The 18,394-nt window shown below is 67.5% G+C and carries 21 protein-coding genes; 14 read left to right on the top strand and 7 right to left on the bottom strand.

Going from position 1 to position 18,394, the window contains the following annotated elements; genetic code table 11:
- Window positions 1-607 precede the first annotated feature (607 nt).
- The 6 genes from Q8O26_RS14810 (at window position 608) to Q8O26_RS14785 (ending at window position 4,737) form a co-directional block, all read left to right on the top strand.
- Window positions 608-1,753, top strand: a complete 1,146-nt coding sequence (locus Q8O26_RS14810; protein ID WP_305576913.1) for a type III PLP-dependent enzyme — start codon at window positions 608-610, stop codon at window positions 1,751-1,753.
- A gap of 125 nt (window positions 1,754-1,878) precedes the next feature.
- The gene (locus tag Q8O26_RS14805; RefSeq protein WP_305576911.1) at window positions 1,879-2,475 is read left to right on the top strand and encodes a GNAT family N-acetyltransferase; all 597 of its coding nucleotides are present in this window, start codon (window positions 1,879-1,881) and stop codon (window positions 2,473-2,475) included.
- Between the two features lie 104 nt (window positions 2,476-2,579).
- Window positions 2,580-2,912 carry a hypothetical protein gene (locus Q8O26_RS14800; protein WP_305576909.1) on the top strand — a complete coding sequence of 111 codons (333 nt, stop codon included), beginning with the start codon at window positions 2,580-2,582 and terminating at the stop codon, window positions 2,910-2,912.
- Window positions 2,913-3,041: 129 nt separating this feature from the next.
- Window positions 3,042-3,506 (top strand): Lrp/AsnC family transcriptional regulator, encoded by a 465-nt coding sequence (locus tag Q8O26_RS14795; RefSeq protein WP_305576907.1) that lies wholly within the window; start codon window positions 3,042-3,044, stop codon window positions 3,504-3,506.
- Window positions 3,507-3,508: 2 nt separating this feature from the next.
- Complete coding sequence (locus tag Q8O26_RS14790) at window positions 3,509-3,898, top strand: RidA family protein (RefSeq protein WP_305576929.1); 390 nt, start codon at window positions 3,509-3,511, stop codon at window positions 3,896-3,898.
- A 32-nt stretch (window positions 3,899-3,930) separates the two neighbouring features.
- The gene (locus Q8O26_RS14785; protein ID WP_305576905.1) at window positions 3,931-4,737 is read left to right on the top strand and encodes a creatininase family protein; all 807 of its coding nucleotides are present in this window, start codon (window positions 3,931-3,933) and stop codon (window positions 4,735-4,737) included.
- A gap of 25 nt (window positions 4,738-4,762) precedes the next feature.
- Here the strand turns inward: Q8O26_RS14785 and Q8O26_RS14780 are convergent, their stop codons facing one another.
- Window positions 4,763-5,284: a DedA family protein gene (locus Q8O26_RS14780; protein WP_305576903.1), complete on the bottom strand. Its 522-nt coding sequence runs from the start codon at window positions 5,282-5,284 to the stop codon at window positions 4,763-4,765.
- A 150-nt stretch (window positions 5,285-5,434) separates the two neighbouring features.
- Between Q8O26_RS14780 and Q8O26_RS14775 the strand changes: the two genes are divergently transcribed.
- Complete coding sequence (locus Q8O26_RS14775) at window positions 5,435-6,406, top strand: phosphoribosylaminoimidazolesuccinocarboxamide synthase (protein WP_305576901.1); 972 nt, start codon at window positions 5,435-5,437, stop codon at window positions 6,404-6,406.
- 231 nt (window positions 6,407-6,637) lie between these two features.
- Here Q8O26_RS14775 and Q8O26_RS14770 read toward each other — a convergent pair whose 3' ends face one another.
- The gene (locus Q8O26_RS14770; protein WP_305576900.1) at window positions 6,638-7,714 is read right to left on the bottom strand and encodes a transketolase family protein; all 1,077 of its coding nucleotides are present in this window, start codon (window positions 7,712-7,714) and stop codon (window positions 6,638-6,640) included.
- A 10-nt stretch (window positions 7,715-7,724) separates the two neighbouring features.
- A complete protein-coding gene (locus Q8O26_RS14765; RefSeq protein ID WP_305576898.1) occupies window positions 7,725-8,579 on the bottom strand; it encodes a transketolase in 855 nt (284 codons plus the stop codon).
- 249 nt (window positions 8,580-8,828) lie between these two features.
- On the opposite strand from Q8O26_RS14765, the gene Q8O26_RS14760 reads away from it, so the two are divergent.
- The gene (locus Q8O26_RS14760) at window positions 8,829-9,311 is read left to right on the top strand and encodes a nuclear transport factor 2 family protein (protein WP_305576896.1); all 483 of its coding nucleotides are present in this window, start codon (window positions 8,829-8,831) and stop codon (window positions 9,309-9,311) included.
- Window positions 9,312-9,341: 30 nt separating this feature from the next.
- Here Q8O26_RS14760 and Q8O26_RS14755 read toward each other — a convergent pair whose 3' ends face one another.
- The 3 genes from Q8O26_RS14755 to Q8O26_RS14745 all read right to left on the bottom strand — a co-directional run bounded on the left by Q8O26_RS14755 (window position 9,342) and on the right by Q8O26_RS14745 (window position 12,092).
- Window positions 9,342-9,965, bottom strand: coding sequence for a 2,3-bisphosphoglycerate-dependent phosphoglycerate mutase (locus Q8O26_RS14755; RefSeq protein WP_305576894.1), 624 nt, complete (start codon window positions 9,963-9,965; stop codon window positions 9,342-9,344).
- Between the two features lie 22 nt (window positions 9,966-9,987).
- The gene (gene dapB, locus Q8O26_RS14750; protein ID WP_305576892.1) at window positions 9,988-10,794 is read right to left on the bottom strand and encodes a 4-hydroxy-tetrahydrodipicolinate reductase; all 807 of its coding nucleotides are present in this window, start codon (window positions 10,792-10,794) and stop codon (window positions 9,988-9,990) included.
- A gap of 65 nt (window positions 10,795-10,859) precedes the next feature.
- On the bottom strand, window positions 10,860-12,092 hold the full coding sequence (locus Q8O26_RS14745; RefSeq protein WP_305576890.1) for a M20 family metallo-hydrolase: 1,233 nt from the start codon (window positions 12,090-12,092) through the stop codon (window positions 10,860-10,862).
- 192 nt (window positions 12,093-12,284) lie between these two features.
- Here Q8O26_RS14745 and Q8O26_RS14740 point away from each other — a divergent pair, with 192 nt between their 5' ends.
- Complete coding sequence (locus tag Q8O26_RS14740) at window positions 12,285-12,932, top strand: DUF1007 family protein (RefSeq protein ID WP_305576888.1); 648 nt, start codon at window positions 12,285-12,287, stop codon at window positions 12,930-12,932.
- On the top strand, window positions 12,929-13,903 hold the full coding sequence (locus Q8O26_RS14735) for a nickel/cobalt transporter (RefSeq protein WP_305576886.1): 975 nt from the start codon (window positions 12,929-12,931) through the stop codon (window positions 13,901-13,903). Before Q8O26_RS14740 ends, Q8O26_RS14735 begins: the two co-directional genes overlap by 4 nt.
- 136 nt (window positions 13,904-14,039) lie before the next feature.
- On the opposite strand, the gene Q8O26_RS14730 is transcribed toward Q8O26_RS14735, so the two are convergent.
- On the bottom strand, window positions 14,040-14,573 hold the full coding sequence (locus tag Q8O26_RS14730; protein ID WP_305576884.1) for a GcrA family cell cycle regulator: 534 nt from the start codon (window positions 14,571-14,573) through the stop codon (window positions 14,040-14,042).
- Between the two features lie 555 nt (window positions 14,574-15,128).
- On the opposite strand from Q8O26_RS14730, the gene Q8O26_RS14725 reads away from it, so the two are divergent.
- From Q8O26_RS14725 to arsC, 4 genes are read left to right on the top strand one after another with little or no spacing between them, the layout of a single operon-like run.
- Window positions 15,129-15,482, top strand: a complete 354-nt coding sequence (locus Q8O26_RS14725) for a helix-turn-helix transcriptional regulator (protein ID WP_305576882.1) — start codon at window positions 15,129-15,131, stop codon at window positions 15,480-15,482.
- On the top strand, window positions 15,479-16,555 hold the full coding sequence (locus Q8O26_RS14720; protein WP_305576880.1) for an ArsJ-associated glyceraldehyde-3-phosphate dehydrogenase: 1,077 nt from the start codon (window positions 15,479-15,481) through the stop codon (window positions 16,553-16,555). The genes Q8O26_RS14725 and Q8O26_RS14720 overlap by 4 nt, the downstream gene beginning before the upstream one ends.
- A 1-nt stretch (window position 16,556) precedes the next feature.
- Window positions 16,557-17,816, top strand: a complete 1,260-nt coding sequence (gene arsJ / locus Q8O26_RS14715) for an organoarsenical effux MFS transporter ArsJ (protein ID WP_305576878.1) — start codon at window positions 16,557-16,559, stop codon at window positions 17,814-17,816.
- On the top strand, window positions 17,813-18,223 hold the full coding sequence (arsC, locus tag Q8O26_RS14710; RefSeq protein ID WP_305576876.1) for an arsenate reductase (glutaredoxin): 411 nt from the start codon (window positions 17,813-17,815) through the stop codon (window positions 18,221-18,223). The genes arsJ and arsC overlap by 4 nt, the downstream gene beginning before the upstream one ends.
- Window positions 18,224-18,394 lie beyond the last annotated feature (171 nt).

The raw sequence follows: 18,394 nt of genomic DNA, 5'->3' as shown, positions 1-18,394 counted from the left end.
TCGCCGGCGAAAAGGCGGACGGGTTAACCCGATGGCCCGCCAAGGAAATTTTGATGATTGCCGGAAATGAAAACCGCTTGCACCGGGTGCTAAATCTGCTATCTACGGCGCTGCCCAATTTCGCACGTGCCTGTGGTTGCGTGCCGGTTGGTGGGCATCCGGACAAGAGGCCGGACAGCCGCCCGAAGACTTGGGAATGCGCCGGAGATCTACCGGGCCGTGTTCCAGGGGCGTCGCAAGACGCGGGGTCTTCGATACCTAACCGGCAGCCGGAGGCAAACCGGCGAACCCTGCCCTCCGCAGGGGACGCGACTTGAAGCAACGACGATCGGGCTTTTTTGGTCTCAGCTGGTGTCCAGAGCCAGCTACCGAAGAGGCTTGTTCTTCTTGCCGGCCGTGCGGAGCGGGATGTCCCCAATCCAATCGAAGGCGTCTTTGTCTCGCTGACGGGTGTCCAGCCCGGCCGCGGTAGAAGATGTCTCGGCGAACGTCATCGGGTTGCCGACGTCACCGGTGTTCCGTCTCCACAGCGGACCCGCGAAGCGAACGCCGCCCATGGGTTCAACCCTTTGCTGGTCCTCGCAAGAGAGGGCCGGGGGGACATCATATGACCGACCGCATTCGCGAATTTCTCCGCAATCGCCGCGACGATGGCCCGATCATGGTCGTCGACCTCGAGGTCGTCGCCGCCAACTTCGCCAAGTTCGCCCGGGCCCTTCCCGACACGCGCGTCTTCTATGCCGTGAAGGCCAATCCGGCGCCGGAAATCCTCGACCTTCTCGCCGAGATGGGCTCGTGCTTCGATTGCGCGTCCGTGGTCGAGATCGAGCAGGCTCTGGCGACCGGCGCCTCTGCCGACCGCATCTCCTTCGGCAACACGATCAAGAAGGAGAAGGACATCGCGCGCGCCCTGCAGTACGGCGTGCGCCTGTTCGCCGTCGATTGCGAGGCGGAGGTCGAGAAAATCGCTCGCCAGGCCGCGCTGATCGGCGCGAAGGATGCCAAGATCTTCTGCCGCTTCCTGCAGGACTGCGAGGGCGCCGAATGGCCGCTGTCCCGCAAGTTCGGCTGCGCGGCGGAGATGGCTCCGCGCGTCCTCGAGCATGCCCACCGTCTGGGCCTCCAGGCCTATGGCCTGTCGTTCCACGTCGGCTCGCAGCAGACGAACATGGGCGCCTGGGACCAGGCGCTGACCACCGCTTCCTCGATCTTCGCGACGCTCGCCGAGCGCGGCATCGAGCTGAAGATGGTCAACATGGGCGGCGGCTTCCCGACCAGGTACCTCAAGGACGTTCCGGCGGCGGAAGCCTATGGTGCGGCCATCTTCGAGGCGCTGACCAAGCATTTCGGCAACCGCCTCCCGGAAACGATCATCGAGCCGGGTCGCGGCATGGTGGGCAATGCCGGCATCATCGAGTCGGAGGTCGTCCTCATCTCGAAGAAGTCGGACGAGGACGAGGTGCGCTGGGTCTATCTCGACATCGGCAAGTTCCACGGTCTCGCCGAGACCATGGACGAGGCGATCCGCTATCCGATCCGCACCGAGCACGACGGCGACGAGACGGCGCCCTGCGTGCTGGCGGGACCGACCTGCGATTCGGTCGACGTCATGTACGAGAAGAAGCCCTACGACCTGCCCGTGTCGCTCTCGATCGGCGACAAGGTGCTGATCGAGGCGACGGGTGCCTATACCACGACCTATTCCACGGTCGGCTTCAACGGCTTCGCGCCGCTGGCGAGCGTCTGCATCTGACGCTCCTCCTCCCGCCCGGGTGACCGGGCGGGCGCTCCGCCAAACCCGAAGAGTCCCGACCGGCCGTGGCGTCAAGCCCGGCACGAGGGCTGTCGTCACTCTCTTGCCAGAGAAGGACCGCGGCCATGACCGTGCACGTCTCTCCCGATCGTAACGAGCCCGCCGTCGCCGATCCCATCGTCGTCCGCGATGAAGCGATGCGCCATCTGAGCGCGCGCGAGGTTCTGCTCGACGCGGCCTTCGGCGCCGACCGTTGCGCGAAGACCTCCGAGCGGCTGCGCGAAGGGCGGCTGCCGGCCGACAGGCTGGCGCTCGTCGCCGAGGCCGGCGAACACCTCGTCGGTACCGTGCGGCTGTGGAACGTCACGCTCGGTCCCGGGCGTCCGGCGCTGCTGCTGGGTCCGCTGGCCGTCGACGGCGCGATCCGCTCGTCCGGCATCGGCGGCCTGCTGATGCGGGAGGCGACCAGTCGGGCGCGGGATGAAGGCCACCGCGCCATCATTCTCGTCGGTGACGAACCCTATTATCGGCGCTTCGGCTTCGCGGTGGCGAAGATGGAGCGCCTGTGGATGCCGGGACCGGTGGAGCGGTCGCGGTTTCTCGGGCTGGAACTGGTTCCCGGCGCACTGGACGGCGCCCGGGGGCTCGTCAGCCCGACGGGCGGTGAAGTGCCGCGCTGGCAAGGTCTGGAACTTGCCGGAGCCTGGCGCCGCGCTGCCTGAGAGGGGCGATGCCTGCCGGTCACAGTTCTTCAATCTGTGACCGGCATGCTCTCGACCAGGACGCGGCGTAAGGCTAGAGTTCGCCAACGCATCGGGAGCACCTCATGATCCGCAAGTTCGCCATCGGCCTCGTCGCAGTGACGGCCGTCTTCGCCGTCGAAGCGGCCGTCCAGCAGGCCGAGGCCCAGCAGCGCCGCAACGCGGTACCCGAGGTTCGCGTCTCGCGCCCGAACTGGCTGGTGACCCCGAAGGTCGCGTTCCCCGGCGAGCGACTGAGCTCGCGCCCCGACATGCTGTTCGCGCCCTTCACCTCGAACGGCGATCTGGTGGCCATGTCCAGCTCGATGCGTGGCAAGCCCGGTCGTGACCGCTTCTGGGGTGCGCCGGCCTACACGGTGAACTGGCCCTGGCCGGCCGCTTTCTACGCCGGCAACTGAGGCCGGGCCGGTCCTCCCGCCAGCCGGTTCGCGGCTGGCGTGTATAAGACCCTTGTCTCGCTCGCCACGGCGTGCGGGACCGTCTAAACCTCGTGGCAAGATCAATTCCCAGTGAAGGGATGCCCAGGGATGGACGATACGGACCGCCGCATTCTCTCGGTGTTGCAGACAGACGCCTCGCTCTCGATCGCGGAGGTCGCCGCCCGTTCGGGCCTGTCGACGACGCCCGCCTGGAAGCGCATCCAGAAGCTCGAGGCCGAGGGCATCATCAAGGGGCGCGTCGCGCTGCTCGATCCAAAGAAGCTCGGGCTCGGCCTGACGGTCTTCGTGTCGGTGGAGACCTCCGACCATTCCGAGGGCTGGCTCGGCCGGTTCGCCGAACTGGTCTCCGCCATGCCGGAGGTGATGGAATTCTACCGGATGGCGGGCGACGTCGACTACATGCTGCGCGTCGTGGTGGCGGACATGGATGCCTATGACGCCTTCTACAAGCGCCTGATCGCCCAGATGCCGCTGAAGAACGTCACGTCCCGCTTCGCCATGGAGCGGATCAAGCAGACGACGGCCCTGCCGATCCAGATGGGCAAGACATGACCATGCTCGAAAAGCTGACGCCTGCCGCGATGCCGGCGCCCTTCGCCAAATATTCCCATGCCGTCGTCGTGCCGGCGGGGACGCGGATGCTGTTCTGCTCGGGACAATTGGGCCTCGCCCCGGACGGCGTCATTCCCGAGGAGGCCGAGGCCCAAGCCGACCTGTGCTTCGCCGCGATCGGCCATATGCTCGCCGCCGCCGGGATGGACATCGGCGACATCGTCCGCATCAATGCCTTTGTCACCGACCGTGCGCATATGGCGGGCTACATGACCTCGCGCGACCGGCACGTCGCCAGCCCGCCGCCAGCCTCGACGCTGATGATCGTCTCGGGCTTCACCAAGCCCGAGTTCAAGGTCGAGGTCGAAGTGGTGGCGGCCAGGGCCGGCTAGAATCAGGTCGGGGAGACGAGCAGGAGGGCGCCATGCTGCCGAAACAGCTCTGGGGCGACATGACCACGGAGGAATTCCGGTCCGCCGAGACGGGATCGTGGATCGCCGTCCTGCCGATCGCCGCCATGGAGCAGCACGGCCCGCATCTGGCGGTCTCCGTCGATACGGTCATTGCCGAGGGCAATGGTCAGGCCGTCCGCGACATCCTGCCGAAGGGGCTGCCGGTTACCTTCCTGCCGACCGTCTGGATGGGCAAGTCGGACGAGCACATCGCCTTTCCCGGGACGATCACCCTGTCCGCCGAGACGCAGATCCGGCTGCTGAACGAGATCGGCGACAGCATCGCCCGAACGGGGGTGCGCAAGCTCGTCATCGCCAATTCCCATGGCGGCAATGTCGCGACGATGGACATCGTGGCGCGGGACCTGCGCCGCCGCCACGGCCTGTTCGTCGTCCAGTGCTCCTGGCACCGTCTCGGCTCCCCCGCGGGGCTGTTCCCGGAGGCCGAACAGGTCTACGGCATCCACGGGGGCGCCATCGAGACGTCGCAGATGCTGCATTTCCGCCGCGACCTCGTGCACATGGCCAAGGCCCGCGACTTCGTCTCCGCCGCCGTGCTGATGGAGCAGCGCTACCGGCACCTCCGGGCGACCCAGCGCATTTCCTTCGGCTGGCTGAGCGAGGACCTCTCCACCGCCGGCGCCATGGGCAATGCAGCGGCCGCGACGCCGGCGAGCGGGCGCGAACTGACCGAATTCACCGCGCGTGCCTTCGTGGAACTGCTACAGGACGTCCACGCCTTCCCGGTCGAGCATCTGGGCACGGCAACGCTGGCCTGAGTCCGGCCCGCCGTCCGGAAGCCCGTCAGTGCAGGGCCTTCAGATATTGGCCGAGCATGTTGCCGGGCGCCAGCAGCGCCCCCGCCCAGACGAAGGCTGAGAGGATATTCGCGATCTGGAACTTCCACTGCGGCATGGCCAGCATGCCCGCCACCAGTGGCACGGAAGCGCGCAGGGGCCCGGAAAACCGGCCGATGAAGATGGCCCAGACGCCCCATCGGTCGAAGAAGGCCTGTCCCTTGGGCAGCAGGTCCGGGTGCCGCGACAAGGGCCAGATCTTTCCGATGCGGTCCTTGAAGACATAGCCGAACCAGTAGGAGACGGCGTCACCCAGTATCGCGCCGAGAGCGGCCGCAGCCAGGATCGGCCAGAACGGAATCCCGGTCGTGCCGATCAGCGGGCCGAAGGCGACGATCATCGCCCAGGCCGGGACGACCAGCGACAGCACCGCCAGCGACTCGGCGAAACACAGCGCAAAGATGATGGCGGGAGCCCAGGCCTGGTTGGCTTTGACGAACTCGATGACCGGGGTGACGTAGGCTTCCATACATCTCACGCTTGGGAAAGAACCATGCCGGAGCGAAGACGATCACGCCTCCCCGGTCAAGCCGTCGGCGGTGGACAATTGGTCTCGGGCGTCGACGCCGGCCCCGCCGAGACGATAAGGAGGGACCGGTTCGCGGGGAGATCGACGGCCATGGATCTGGTGAAGCTGACGGCGAACGCCCATCGCGTCCTCGACGACGCGACCATCCCCGAACTGCCGCGCCATTACCGCGGCAAGGTGCGCGACAACTACGACCTGCCCGACGGCAGCCGCATCATCATCGCCACCGACCGGATCAGCGCCTTCGACCGGATCCTCGCGGCGATCCCCTTCAAGGGCGAGGTCCTGACGCAGACGGCGCGCTACTGGTTCGAGGAGACGGCGGACATCTGCCCCAACCATGTCCTCGCCTATCCCGATCCGAACGTGGTCGTGGGCCGGCGCCTCGACATCCTGCCTGTCGAGATCGTCGTGCGCGACTATCTCGCCGGCACCACCGGCACCTCCGTGCTGACGCTCTACAAGAAGGGCGAGCGTCAGATGTACGGCATCACCCTGCCGGACGGGCTGAAGGACAACCAGCGCCTGCCGCAGCCGATCATCACGCCGACATCGAAGGCTTTCGACGGCGGCCATGACGAGCCGCTCTCGCCGGACCAGATCCTGGCGCAGAAACTGGTCACGCCGGAGCAGTGGCAGCGGCTGACGACCTACGCCTTCGCGCTGTTCGCGCGCGGACAGAAGCTCGCCGCCGAGCGCGGCCTCATCCTGGTCGACACCAAATACGAGTTCGGCACCGACCGCGACGGCCATATCGTCCTGGCGGACGAGATCCATACGCCGGATTCGAGCCGCTATTGGAAGGCTGACAGCTATCCCGCGCGGTTCGCCGCGGGCGAGAAGCCAGAGAGCTTCGACAAGGACTTCGTGCGCAACTGGGTCGTGGCGCGCTGCGACCCCTACAAGGATGCGATCCCGGAGATTCCCGCCGACGTGATCGTGGCGACTGCCGCGGTCTATATCGAAGCCTTCGAGACGATCACCGGCCAGCGCTTCGACATCCGCCCCGAGGAGGGGCGGGTGATCGACCGCATCCGGAAAAACCTCACGGGCTATTTCTGAGACCTCGGGCCTTCAGGAATGCCCCACCCGTACCCTCCCCTCGCTTCGCGATGGGAGGGGGACTACCGCGTCGCGATCTGATTTTGACCGCCGTGCCGGGCGCGACCGTCTGAGGTCTAGCTTTGCGCTTGGCACTGCCGACTCAGGGATCGACTCGACGTCGAAGTCCCCCTCTCCGCACGGAGCGCGGGGAGGGTGCGGGTGGGGCCATCCTGCGAGCGTTGATAACCCTCAGGCCTTCAACGCCTTGCGCACCGCCGCGGCGACGCCCTCGCCGTCGAGGCCGTAGTGGCGATAAAGGTGGGTCGGCGGGCCGAGCACCGCATAGGCATCGGGCATGCCGACCTTGGTGAGGCGGGTGCCGAGCCCTTCCTCGGCGATGACCTCGGCGATCGCCGCCCCGAAGCCGCCGGTGACGTTGGCCTCCTCCGCCGAGATGATCGGGCCGCGCTTCGCGGCGGCGCGCACCGCCTCGAGGTCGAGCGGCCGGATCGAGTACATGTCGACGACGGTGATCTCGATGCCCTCGGCCTTCAGGATGTCGTGGGCGTCGAGGCCGGCCTTCACCAGGTTGCCGATAGCGAGCACCGTGGCGTGGCGCCCTTCGCGCAGGGTGTTCGAGCCGCCGATGCGGAAGTCGAATTCCCTGTCGTAGACGACGGCCTCGCGGCCGCGGCCGGCGCGGAAATAGATCGGCGCGGGATGTTTGATGTTGGTCCGCAGCGCCGAGGACAGGGCATGACCGTCGCAGGGCGCCATCAGCGTCAGATTGGGGATGGCGCGCAGCGCCCCGATATCCTCGCAGCAATGGTGCGAAGTGCCGTAGAAGCCCATGGCGATGCCGGAATGGGTGCCGACCATCTTCACCGGCAGGTTGGTGTAGCAGATGTCGTTGCGGATGTTCTCCACGCCCATCAGGGCGAGGAAGAACGAGTAGTTCGAGATGACCGGCGTCAGGCCCATGGTGGCGAGGCCGGCGGCGGCGCCGATCATGTTGCGCTCGGCGATGCCGAAGTTGAAGTAGCGGTCCGGATAGGCCTGGCCGAAGCCGATGACCTGGGTCGGCCGGCCGAGATCGGCGGTACAGACGACGATGTCGTCATGGCCGGCCTCCGCGAGTTCGATCAGGGTCTTGCCGGTGGTCAGCTGCCGGGACAGGCCGAGGGAGACGACCATGTCCCAGGAGCGCTCGTCGAAATCGTCGGTGACGGTCGATTCGGAGAGGTCGATGGTCTTCTTCAGCTCGGCCGACATATAGGCCATGCCGGGGGCAGGGGGATTGGCGCGGTACTTTTCGCTCTGGCTCATGTCCCTCTCCTCACCCGATCTCGCCGGCTTCGATCTCGGCATAGGCGCGCTCGATGTCCTTCGGCCCGAGGAAGCCGAGATGCCATTGCCAGGTGCCTTCCATGAAGGAGACGCCCTTGCCGGCGACCGTATAGGCGAGGACACAGGCCGGACGGCCGTCGGGCGCATTGAGCGCCCGGTTGAGCGCGTCGAAGGTCAAGTCGATGTCGTGGCCGTCCTTCAGGACGATGGTGTTCCAGCCGAAGGCTTCCCACTTTTCCTTCAGCGGCTCGGAGCGCAGGGTCTGCTGCGGATCGCCGTCGGAGCCGGCGCCGTTGATGTCGACGATGCCGATCAGGTTGTCGAGGCCGTAATGGGCGCCGGCCTGCGCCGCCTCCCAGACCTGGCCCTCGTTCATCTCGCCATCGCCCATCAGGCAGACGGCGCGGGCGGGCGATCCTTTCAGCCGGGCGCCGAGCGCCATGCCGACGGAGACGGAGAGGTTGTGACCGATGGATCCCGACGAAAAATCGATGCCGGGAACCTTCTTCATCTCGGGGTGATCGCCGAGGAAGGAGCCCATGCGGCTGTAGGTGTCGAGCCATTCGGACGGGAAGAAGCCGAGATCGGCGAGCACCGGGAAGAGGCCGATGGCGGCGTGGCCCTTGCCCATGGTGAAGCGGTCGCGGTCGGCCCAGCGGGGGTCCTCGGCCTTCACATGGAGGAGCTGATAGTAGAGCAGCGCCACGATCTCGGCCATGGAGAAGGACGAGCCGTAATGGCCGGAGCCGCAGATGTCGGTCAGCCGCACGGTTTCGCGGCGGATGAGCCTGGCCTTGTCGCGAATCAGCGAGCGGTCGACGTTGCGCACGGCGCGCGACGGCATGGCATTTCTCCCGGGTGATCTTTTTAATCGATTTATGGGAGAGCCTAGGTCATAAGCGTGGCGCCCTGCAAGCCTCGCCTTCCACCTGCTGCCTGCCGGGGCGCGTCCTGTATCCGTCGGGCCTCCGCAAGAGCAAAATCGCCTGTTGGCGGCATCGTCGCAGCGTTATCAACATCGTTCCGGGCCGCTGTTGATTTGCAGCGGAAAGGCCCCATAGTTTCACACGAACTAGTGTGCATAAGGCACGTCATGGCGCTGCATCTCGTCACCGACGATATTGCTCTCGAGCAGAAGCTGAAGGTCGGCTATTCGGCCTGGGCGCGCGGTGACACCGTCGCGCTCGCCTCGCTATTCTCCGAGGATTGCGAGTTCACGCTGGTCGGAAATACCGTTCTCAACCCCCATGCGGGGCTCAGGGTCGGCCTCCTGGGGCTGATGGAAGCGCTCGACCAGTTCCACCGCATGTTCGAGATCCGCGAGTTCCTGATCGAGAAGATCGTCGTCAGGGACGACGACGCTTTCGTCCACTGGCATTCCTCGCTGCTGTTCCGGCCGAGCGGCCGGGTCATCGAGAGCGAGCGTTGCGACCTCATCCGCTTTCGCGGCCGGCTGATCCAGAGCGTCAAGTGCTTCTACGATTCGGCATCGATGGCGATCGCGACGGGCCGTGCCCAGGTCGCGACGGTCGAGGCCCCGGTCGTCGCCGCCCCGGCCGGGCTCAAAGCGTCCTGACCGCGTGCCGCAGCGCCGCCTGCGGCGACGCTAGCCCTCGAGGACCTGCTTGCTGGCGACCGTCGTGTCGGCGTTGAGCCGATAGATCATCGGGACGCCGGTCTTGAGTTCGAGCATCGGGATGGTCTTCTCGTCCAGGCGGTCGAGGACCATGGCGAGAGCCCGCAGCGAATTACCGTGGGCGGCGACGAGGACGCGCTCTCCGCGCATGACGCGGGGCAGGATCTCGGCGACGTAATAGGGCAGGACGCGCGCCACCGTGTCCTTCAGGCTCTCGCCGCCCGGCGGCGGGACGTCGTAGGAGCGGCGCCAGATGTGCACCTGCTCGTCGCCGTATTTGGCCGCCGTCTCGGCCTTGTTCAGGCCGGCGAGGTCGCCGTAGTCGCGCTCGTTCAGGCGGAAGTCGCGAATGGTCGGCAGGGAGGTCTGGCCGATCTCCTCGAGGATCAGCTTCAACGTGTCCTGGGCGCGGGTCAGGGCCGAGGTATAGGCGACGTCGAAGGTCAGGCCGAGCGCCTTGAGGCCGCGGCCGGCGGTCTTGGCCTCCTCGATCCCCTTCGCCGTCAGGCCCGGATCCTTCCAGCCGGTGAAGAGGTTCTGCAGGTTCCACTCGCTCTCGCCATGGCGGGTGAGCACGAGAAGCCGTTCGGTCATGGTGTGCGATCCTGTCAGGGGGTCAGAGGCCGAGGACATCGGCCATGGAATAGAGGCCGGCGGGCTTGCCGTGCGCCCAGAGGGCGGCCTTCAGCGCGCCGCGGGCGAAGAGCGCGCGGTCCTCGGCGTGATGGCTCATGACGATGCGCTCGGAAGGGCCGGCGAAGATCACCGAATGGTCGCCGACGACCGAACCGCCGCGCAGCGCCGCAAAGCCGATGTCGCCGCGCCGGCGGGCGCCCGTCTGGCCGTCGCGGCCGCGATCGGAATGCCCCGCGAGGTCGATCCGGCGGCCGCCTGCCGCGGCCTCGCCGAACATCAGCGCCGTGCCGGAGGGGGCGTCGATCTTGCGGTTGTGATGCATCTCGACGATCTCGATGTCGAAATCCTCGTCGAGGGCCTCGGCGGCCCGCTTCACCAGGGCTGCGAGGAGGTTCACGCCGAGGGAGAAATTGCCCGACTTGACGATGGTGCCGATGCGGGCGGACGAGGCGATGGCGTCGTTTTCCGCCTGGGAGAAGCCCGTCGTCCCGCAGACATGGACCTTGCGGTGCTTGGCGGCCATGCCGGCGATCTCGACCGATACGCGCGGGATGGTGAAATCGATGATGCCGTCGGCCTGGGCCAGGGCCGCGTCGGTGTCCGACGAGACCGGAACCAGGGTGCGGCCGACGCCGGCGAGCAGGCCGGCATCCTCGCCGATGGCAACATGGCCTGCCGGCTCGATGGCACCGACCAGTTTCAGCCCCGCCGTCTCCTGGACGAGACGCACGAGAACCCGGCCCATATGGCCGGCCGCACCGGCGATGACGACGCGCATGTCCGACATGGATTGACCTCTTGGTCGCTGCTGGCGCGGTCTAGCAGCAGCGGTCCACGATGGAAAGCGCAGGGTCAGCCCCGCGCGTCATAGGCGAGCACCGCCTCGAGGAGAACCTGGGCACCGGTGCCGCAGTCGTCCTGGGTGGCGCTTTCCGCCTCGTTGTGGCTGAGGCCTTCGGCGCAGCGCACGAAGATCATCGTCGTCGGGCAGACGCGCGCCGTGTACATGGCGTCGTGGCCCGCGCCCGAGGTGATCTCGCGCGAGGGCAGGCCGAGTTTCTCGGTCGCGGCCCTGACCACGGCGATGCAGGCGGGATCGAAGGGCTGGGCGGGCGAATCCTGCAGGGGCTGGACGTCGTGGGCGGCGTGATGGCGCGTCGCCGCTTCGGCGATGGCGGCCTTGGCAGACGTCACCATGGTCTGGAGCACCGCGTCCGCATGGTGGCGCATGTCGAGGGTGAAACGCATCTCGCCGGGGATGATGTTGGGCGAGCCGGGATAGGCGGAGACGATGCCGATGGTGGCGAGGCCGCCATGGTCGATGGCGATCTGCCGGACCTGCTGGGCCGCTTCGGCGAAGGCGGCGAGCGCGTCGCGGCGATAGGCCATGGGCGTCGTGCCGGCATGGCTTTCCCGGCCGGTGATGGTGCAGTTGAACCACTTGATCGCCTGGATGCCGGTGACGATGCCGACCGAAAGGTCCTCCTCGTCGAGGATCGGCCCCTGCTCGATATGGATCTCGAAATAGGCCTGGAAGGCGAGGGCGCCGGGCCTGTCGGTGCCGCGATAGCCGATGGCCTCCAGCGCCGCGCCCTGGGTGATGCCGTCCTTGTCGGTCACCGCATCCATCTGGGCCTGCGTATAGGCGCCGGCATAGACGGCAGAGCCGACCATCGAGGGCGAGAAGCGGGCGCCCTCCTCGTTGGTCCAGTTGACGAGGCACAGTGGCGCATTGGTCTCGTAGCCGGCCTGGTGCAGGGTCTTCAGCACTTCGAGGCCGCCGAGCACGCCGAGGATGCCGTCGAACTTGCCCCCCGTGGGCTGGGTGTCGAGATGGCTGCCCATGGCGATGGGCTTCTTCGTCATGTCCTTGCCGGGGCGCACGGCGAACATGTTGCCGGCGGTGTCGAGATGCACGGTGCAGCCGAGCGCCTCGCATTCCCGCCGGAACCAGTCGCGCACGCGGCGGTCCTCGTCGGACAGCGACAGGCGCTTGATGCCGCCCTTGGGCGTGCCGCCGATCGCCGCCGTGTCCATCAGCATGTCCCAGAGGCGGCGGCTGTCGATGGTCAGGTTGGCGCGCATGGCGATCCTCGAGGCGATATCAGGCGATCAGGAGCCCCGACCATTCCACCCGCTATCGCATGGAGCAAGACGGGCTGGCGCACAGGTCGTCCGCTGGCGAGCGACCTCAACCTCGCATTAACCATGACGGCCGCCATATCTTGGCCGTCTTCCCCGCCTTATCACTGGCGTGACCGAACAACAGGGTTCGCCGTGCCGACACTCCGTCTCCTCGCCCTCTGCGTCCTGGCCCTGGCGGGTGCCGCGTCCCGGCCCGCTGCTGCCCATCCGCATGTGCAGGTGGAGACCGAAACGCTGCTCCTGCACGACGCGGGCGGACAGGTCACGGCCTTCCAGCACGTCTGGACCTTCGACGAGATGTATTCGAGCTTCGCCACCCAGGGGCTCGACAAGAACCGTGACGGCCAGTTCACCCGCGAGGAACTGGCCGAACTCACCCAGGTCAATGTTGAGCATCTGGGACAGCAGAAGTTCTTCACCGTGCTGCGCCACGAGCGGCGCTTCGTCTCCTTCGGCGCCGTGCGCGACGCCTGGTCCGAGGTGGTCAGCGGCAAGCTGAGGCTGCATTTCACCGTGCCGCTGGTGACCCCGTTCCGGGCGGCGGGCCGGCCGCTGACCGTCGAGGTCTATGATCCCGACTATTTCGTCGCCTTCGTGCCGGCCGACGGCGAGCCGATGCGCCTCATGGCGGCCCCTGCCGGTTGCCGTCTCGACTACACGCCGCCCAAGGGCAGCAATCTCGCCGTGGGCACGCTCTCGGAGAGCTTCTTCCAGGCGCTCGGCGCCAATGCCAATTTCGGCCAGCAATTCGCCGGGCGCTTCACGGTGAACTGCCCGTGACGCCAGGGCGCCGTGCGGCCGCGGTCCTTGCCGCGGTCATCGTCGTCGGCGGCCTTCTGGCCCTCGCGCCGGCCCTGGCGCAGGCACCGCCCTCGGCCTTCGGCGGCGCTCGGCCGCCCGCTCCCGGCGGGGTCTTCGGCTGGATCATCGAGCAGCAGGCGCAATTCTATCGCCAGTTGTCGGCGGCCGTCCGCGGCATCCGGACGGGGCAGGCCGGCGCCTTCTGGACTCTGGTCGGGGTGTCGTTCCTCTACGGGGTCTTCCATGCCGCCGGTCCCGGCCACGGCAAGGCGGTGATCTCGTCCTATATCGTCGCCAACGGCGCCACGATCCGGCGCGGCGTGGCGCTGGCGGCGCTGTCCTCGCTGGTCCAGGCGCTGACCGCCGTCGCCCTTGTCGGCTTCCTCGCGGCGATCCTCGGGGTCACGGCGCGCACCATGAGCCGGGTCGTCAACTGGGTGGAGATCGCCGCCTACGGCCTGATCATCGTCATCGGCTTGCGGCTGACCTGGCAGAAGGGGCGCGCCTTCCTCGCCCGCCTCACGTCCTGGCGTCTCAACCGGCCGGTGGCCGGCATGGGCTGCGACGACAATTGCGTCCACCTGCCGGCCGCCGAACAGGTGGCGCGGATCCATTCCTGGCGGGAGGCGCTGGCGGTGATCCTCAGCGTCGGGTTGAGACCCTGTACCGGCGCCGTCCTGGTGCTCGTCTTCGCGCTCTCCCAGGGCATCGTGCAGGCGGGTGTCGCCGCGACCTTCGCCATGGCCGTCGGCACGGCCATCACGGTCGCCGCCATCGCAGCCCTCGCCTCCGGTGCCAAGGGGCTCGCCGTCAGGCTCGCCTCGGCGCGCACCGGCATGGCGACGCTGGTGCTGAGCGCTGCCGAACTCGCCGCGGCCGGCGTGGTGGTGTTCTTCGGCATCGGCCTGCTGACCGGCTACCTCGTCATCGAGCGCATGATGCCGTTCTGATCGGGCGACCGAGAAAAGCCCGACGTCCCAAAAACGACCGCCAAAGAAAAAACCCTCTCCGTTGCGGGAGAGGGTTCGTTGGGTTTCATCGCTTTTCTTGGTCGTGCGAGGCCCGCCGCCTCAAGGGTTCGGCGCGTCAGCGCCCGATCACCTGCTTGCGATCGCGGCGGCGGTCGGCCACCGGCTGATAGGCGATGCGGGCGTGATAGGCGCAATAGGGAATGCCGCTGCCGGACCGGGCGCCGCAATAGCGGAAGTCGTCCTTGCCGGGCTCGCCGATCGGCCAGCGGCAGGAGTATTCCTTCAGTTCCATGATGGTGCAGCGCTCGCCCATGGGCACGACATTGTCGACCTCCGGCATCCGGGCGATTTCCGATTCCGGGACGAGATCCGGCGCAGGGCGCGGCTTGAAGGCGAGGTTGGAGCGCGAGGCGGGCAAAGAGGGGCGCGGCGGTGCGGAGGGTGCCGTGCGCGGCGCCTTGCGGGCGCGGGGCACGCTGGAGGAGGGGGCCTTGGCGCGGCCCGACAGACCGAGGCGGTGGACCTTGCCGATGACGGCGTTACGGGTCACCTGGCCGAGCTCGCCGGCGATCTGGCTGGCGCTCAGCCCGTCGTTCCAGAGCTTCTTGAGGAGCTCCACCCGTTCGTCGGTCCACTGCAACTGCTGCATGTTCCAGTCTCCTCTGAAGGCACGGCGGGCCGCCGGAATCCACGAGCCGCGGCCGCCTCGAAGGAGGCGTCGCTGCACTGCCGATACCCTTGTCACTAAGGTCCGCCGCACGAGATGTCGTATGCCGACGGGCGGACAATACGCTATTGATTGAATCGGCGGCAAGAGTCCGGCGAATCTCGCTCTCGTTTTCCCCAAGCTGGTCGGGCCCTCGGCGAATCCGTCCACAGCCCTGCCAGCTACCCAGGCGTACCGATGGTTGAGTCTTACCAAGACCTTAAGGGTGGTGTTGTTTTTGAGTCACTCTTGCCAGAACTTTTGACGGGAATCGGCTTCTTTGCTTGGGCGACGGCATGAAACGGCGCGCGGGGCCGTCCGTTCCCTGCCGAAGACGGCGCTGCTTCCACGTTTCGGGCGCACGGGTGCCTGCCGACCGGGGGAGGTGCGGCAGGCTTCGTCCCGGCGTCCAGGCACCCCCGCTGCATCGAAGCGGCTCACGGGAGCGGTGCCGAAGCTGTCACAGTCCCGTCGCAACACTTCGATAGTTCCCGATATATGGATGATATCGAAACCATCGCGGCCCTCGCCGCCCTGGCCCAGCCGACGCGGCTCGCCGCCTTCCGCCTGATGGTGGCGCGCGAGCCGGAAGGCATTCCCGCAGGTGAACTCGCCGCCCTGCTGGCCGTGCCGCAGAACACCCTGTCCGGCCATCTGGCCGTGCTGGTCCGGGCAGGCCTCGCCCATGGCGAGCGGCAGAGCCGGTCCATCCTCTATCGCGCCGACCTCGACCGCTTCCGGGCCATGACGCTGCACCTGGTGCAGGACTGCTGTGGCGGCCGGCCGGAGGTCTGCGCTCCGATCGTCCGGGGCCTCATGCCCTCCTGTTCCTGCAAGGTGGACGTTTCATGACTGACAGTGACGATCCGACAACCCCGGTGCTCCGGGTCGGGATCAGCGGCATGGGCCGCATCGGGCGGCTGGCCCTGCGGGCGGCGATGGGGGCGGCGGAGCGCGGGTCGGACGATCCGCGTGCCGGCAACCGGCTCGACGTCGTCCATCTCAACGAGATCAAGGGCGGCGCGGCGACGACCGCCCATCTGCTCGAGTTCGACAGCGTTCAGGGTCGCTGGCGCGGCGCCATCGCGGCCGACGGCGAGGATGCGGTCACGATCGGTGGCAAGCGCCTGAGCTTTTCCGCCCATGCGGCCCCCGGCGACGTTCCCTGGGGCGATCTCGGCGTCGACGTCGTGCTCGAATGCACCGGCAAGTTCCTCACCCCCGCGACGCTGGAGGGGCACCTGAAGCGCGGCGCCAAGCGCGTCATCGTCGCCGCTCCGGTCAAGGACCCCTCGGTCCTCAACGTCGTCGTCGGCGTCAACGAGCATCTCTATGACCCCGCGGCCCATCCGATCGTCACGGCCGCCTCCTGCACGACCAATTGCCTCGCGCCGGTGGTGAAGGTCGTCCATGAGGCCATCGGCATCGAGCGTGGCCAGATCACCACCATCCACGATCCGACCAACACCAATGTCGTCGTCGACGCGCCGCACAAGGACCTGCGCCGGGCGCGCTCCGCCATGCTGTCGCTGCAGCCGACGACCACCGGCAGCGCGACGGCGATCGCCCTGATCTATCCCGAGCTGAAGGGCCGGCTCGACGGCCATGCGGTGCGCGCCCCCGTCCTCAACGCCTCGCTGACGGACTGCGTCTTCCAGGTGAAGCGGCCGACCAGCGCTGCCGAGGTCAACGCTCTGTTCCAGGCCGCGGCGGCCGGCCCGCTCGCCGGTATTCTCGGCTTCGAGCCGCTGCCGCTGGTCTCGGCCGACTATGCCCGCGACACGCGCTCCGCCATCGTCGACGCACCCTCGACGCTGGTGACCGACGGCGTGATGCTGAAGGTCTACGCCTGGTACGACAACGAGATGGGCTATGCCTGCCGCATGGTCGATCTCGCCAACCACATGGTCCGGGTCGGGATCTGAGATGGCCGCCGTCTCCGCCGGCCTGCGCAACTACGCCATCGTCACGGCGGCCTATTGGGGCTTCACGCTGACGGACGGCGCGCTGCGCATGCTCGTCCTCTTCACCTTCTTCAAGCTCGGCTATTCGCCTTTCACGCTGGCGCTGCTGTTCCTGCTCTACGAAGCGGCCGGAATCGGTGCCAACTTCATCGGCGGGTGGCTCGCCACCCGCTACGGCATCACGCGCATGCTGACGGTCGGGCTGTCGACGCAGATCGCCGGGTTCCTGCTCCTGTCGGCCATGTCGCCGGGCTGGGAAGCGGCTTTCCTGGTCGCCTGGGTGGTGGCGGCGCAGGGCATCTGCGGCGTCGCCAAGGACCTGACCAAGACGGCATCGAAGTCGGCCATCAAGGTCACCGAGAAGGAGGCGCGCAGCGCCGAAGCCGGTTCGGACGGCCGGCTGTTCCGCTGGGTCGCCTGGTTCACCGGTTCGAAGAACGCGATGAAGGGCGCCGGCTTCTTCCTCGGCGGCCTGCTGCTGGAGGCCTTCGGGTTCAGCCTCGCCCTCTGGCTGATGGCGGCGGCCCTCGGGCTGGTGCTCCTCGGCGTCGTCCTGTCGCTCCCGCCGATGATGGGGAAGGCCAAGGCCAGCGGCACGGCGCGCGAACTCTTCGGCAAGAGCCGCGGCGTCAACCTGCTCGCCGCGGCGCGCATCGGCCTGTTCGGCGCCCGCGATGTCTGGTTCGTCGTGGGCGTGCCGGTCTTCCTCTACGCCTCGGGCTGGACCTTTCCGATGGTCGGCGCCTTCCTTGCGATCTGGACTGTGGGCTATGGCATCGTGCAGGCCTCGGCGCCGGCACTGGTGAAGCGCAGCCCCGACGGCCTGTCGAGCGAGGTTCCGGCCGCCCGGCTCTGGTCGTTCGGCCTGATGCTGGTGCCGGTCATCATCGCCGCGATCCTCGCCTTCCAGCCGCCGCGTGCGGACCTCATCCTGGTCGCCGGGCTGGCCGTGTTCGGCTTCGCCTTCGCAGTCAATTCCTCGGTCCATTCCTATCTCATCCTCGCCTATGCGGGCTCGGAGAAAGCGGCGGAGGATGTCGGCTTCTACTATGCGGCCAATGCGGCCGGCCGCTTCGCCGGCACGCTGCTGTCAGGCCTGCTCTATCAGATGGGCGGCATCCTGGGATGCCTCGCCGGTTCGGCGCTCATGCTCGCCGCCTGCTGGCTGGTGACGCTCGCCCTGCCGGTGACCCGCGAGGTGCCGGCGGAGCCCCCGTCATGACCGTGACGATCTACCACAACCCGGCCTGCGGCACCTCGCGCAACGTGCTGGCGATGATCCGGGCGGGTGGCGTCGCGCCGGTCGTCATCGAATATCTGAAGACGCCGCCGAGCCGGGAGAGGCTCATCGCGCTTCTCGCCGCCATGGGTCTGACGCCCCGGCAACTCCTGCGCGAGAAGGGTACGCCCTATGCCGAACTCGGGCTCGGCGATCCCTCGCTCATCGACGACGCCATCCTCGGCGCGATGATGGCCCATCCTATCCTCATCAACAGGCCCATCGTGGAAACGCCGAAGGGCACCCGCCTCTGCCGGCCGTCCGAAACGGTGCTGGCGCTTCTGGCGACGCCGCCGGAGAGCTTCACCAAGGAGGACGGCCAGGTGGTCAGACCCCCGCCCAAAACTTAGCCGGAACTACTGCGTCGCAACATGTCGGCGATGGCGCGAACCTTGACTTTACGCCCCCCCGATCGCATAGAATTCGACCCGCCGCCCTCCGGGGCGGTCGTTTTTTTCTGGGTTTCCGGGAGTTTCGACGGGAGGTCGAAGTGATCACGCCGCTGATGCCGAACTACGCAC

The organism is Phreatobacter sp. (genome assembly GCF_030691135.1).
Lineage (GTDB): Bacteria > Pseudomonadota > Alphaproteobacteria > Rhizobiales > Phreatobacteraceae > Phreatobacter.
The sequence above is the reverse complement of the archived record's forward strand: the minus strand, read 5'-3'. Positions and strand labels throughout refer to the sequence as shown.

Bases quoted from the DNA above. Each gene is read 5' to 3' on its own strand.
- Q8O26_RS14810 (WP_305576913.1), top strand. From the start codon at position 608: ATGACCGACCGCATTCGCGAATTTCTCCGCAATCGCCGCGACGATGGC.
- Q8O26_RS14805 (WP_305576911.1), top strand. From the start codon at position 1,879: ATGACCGTGCACGTCTCTCCCGATCGTAACGAGCCCGCCGTCGCCGAT.
- Q8O26_RS14800 (WP_305576909.1), top strand. From the start codon at position 2,580: ATGATCCGCAAGTTCGCCATCGGCCTCGTCGCAGTGACGGCCGTCTTC.
- Q8O26_RS14795 (WP_305576907.1), top strand. From the start codon at position 3,042: ATGGACGATACGGACCGCCGCATTCTCTCGGTGTTGCAGACAGACGCC.
- Q8O26_RS14790 (WP_305576929.1), top strand. From the start codon at position 3,509: ATGCTCGAAAAGCTGACGCCTGCCGCGATGCCGGCGCCCTTCGCCAAA.
- Q8O26_RS14785 (WP_305576905.1), top strand. From the start codon at position 3,931: ATGCTGCCGAAACAGCTCTGGGGCGACATGACCACGGAGGAATTCCGG.
- Q8O26_RS14780 (WP_305576903.1), bottom strand. From the start codon at position 5,284: ATGGAAGCCTACGTCACCCCGGTCATCGAGTTCGTCAAAGCCAACCAG.
- Q8O26_RS14775 (WP_305576901.1), top strand. From the start codon at position 5,435: ATGGATCTGGTGAAGCTGACGGCGAACGCCCATCGCGTCCTCGACGAC.
- Q8O26_RS14770 (WP_305576900.1), bottom strand. From the start codon at position 7,714: ATGAGCCAGAGCGAAAAGTACCGCGCCAATCCCCCTGCCCCCGGCATG.
- Q8O26_RS14765 (WP_305576898.1), bottom strand. From the start codon at position 8,579: ATGCCGTCGCGCGCCGTGCGCAACGTCGACCGCTCGCTGATTCGCGAC.
- Q8O26_RS14760 (WP_305576896.1), top strand. From the start codon at position 8,829: ATGGCGCTGCATCTCGTCACCGACGATATTGCTCTCGAGCAGAAGCTG.
- Q8O26_RS14755 (WP_305576894.1), bottom strand. From the start codon at position 9,965: ATGACCGAACGGCTTCTCGTGCTCACCCGCCATGGCGAGAGCGAGTGG.
- dapB (WP_305576892.1), bottom strand. From the start codon at position 10,794: ATGTCGGACATGCGCGTCGTCATCGCCGGTGCGGCCGGCCATATGGGC.
- Q8O26_RS14745 (WP_305576890.1), bottom strand. From the start codon at position 12,092: ATGCGCGCCAACCTGACCATCGACAGCCGCCGCCTCTGGGACATGCTG.
- Q8O26_RS14730 (WP_305576884.1), bottom strand. From the start codon at position 14,573: ATGCAGCAGTTGCAGTGGACCGACGAACGGGTGGAGCTCCTCAAGAAG.
- Q8O26_RS14725 (WP_305576882.1), top strand. From the start codon at position 15,129: ATGGATGATATCGAAACCATCGCGGCCCTCGCCGCCCTGGCCCAGCCG.
- Q8O26_RS14720 (WP_305576880.1), top strand. From the start codon at position 15,479: ATGACTGACAGTGACGATCCGACAACCCCGGTGCTCCGGGTCGGGATC.
- arsJ (WP_305576878.1), top strand. From the start codon at position 16,557: ATGGCCGCCGTCTCCGCCGGCCTGCGCAACTACGCCATCGTCACGGCG.
- arsC (WP_305576876.1), top strand. From the start codon at position 17,813: ATGACCGTGACGATCTACCACAACCCGGCCTGCGGCACCTCGCGCAAC.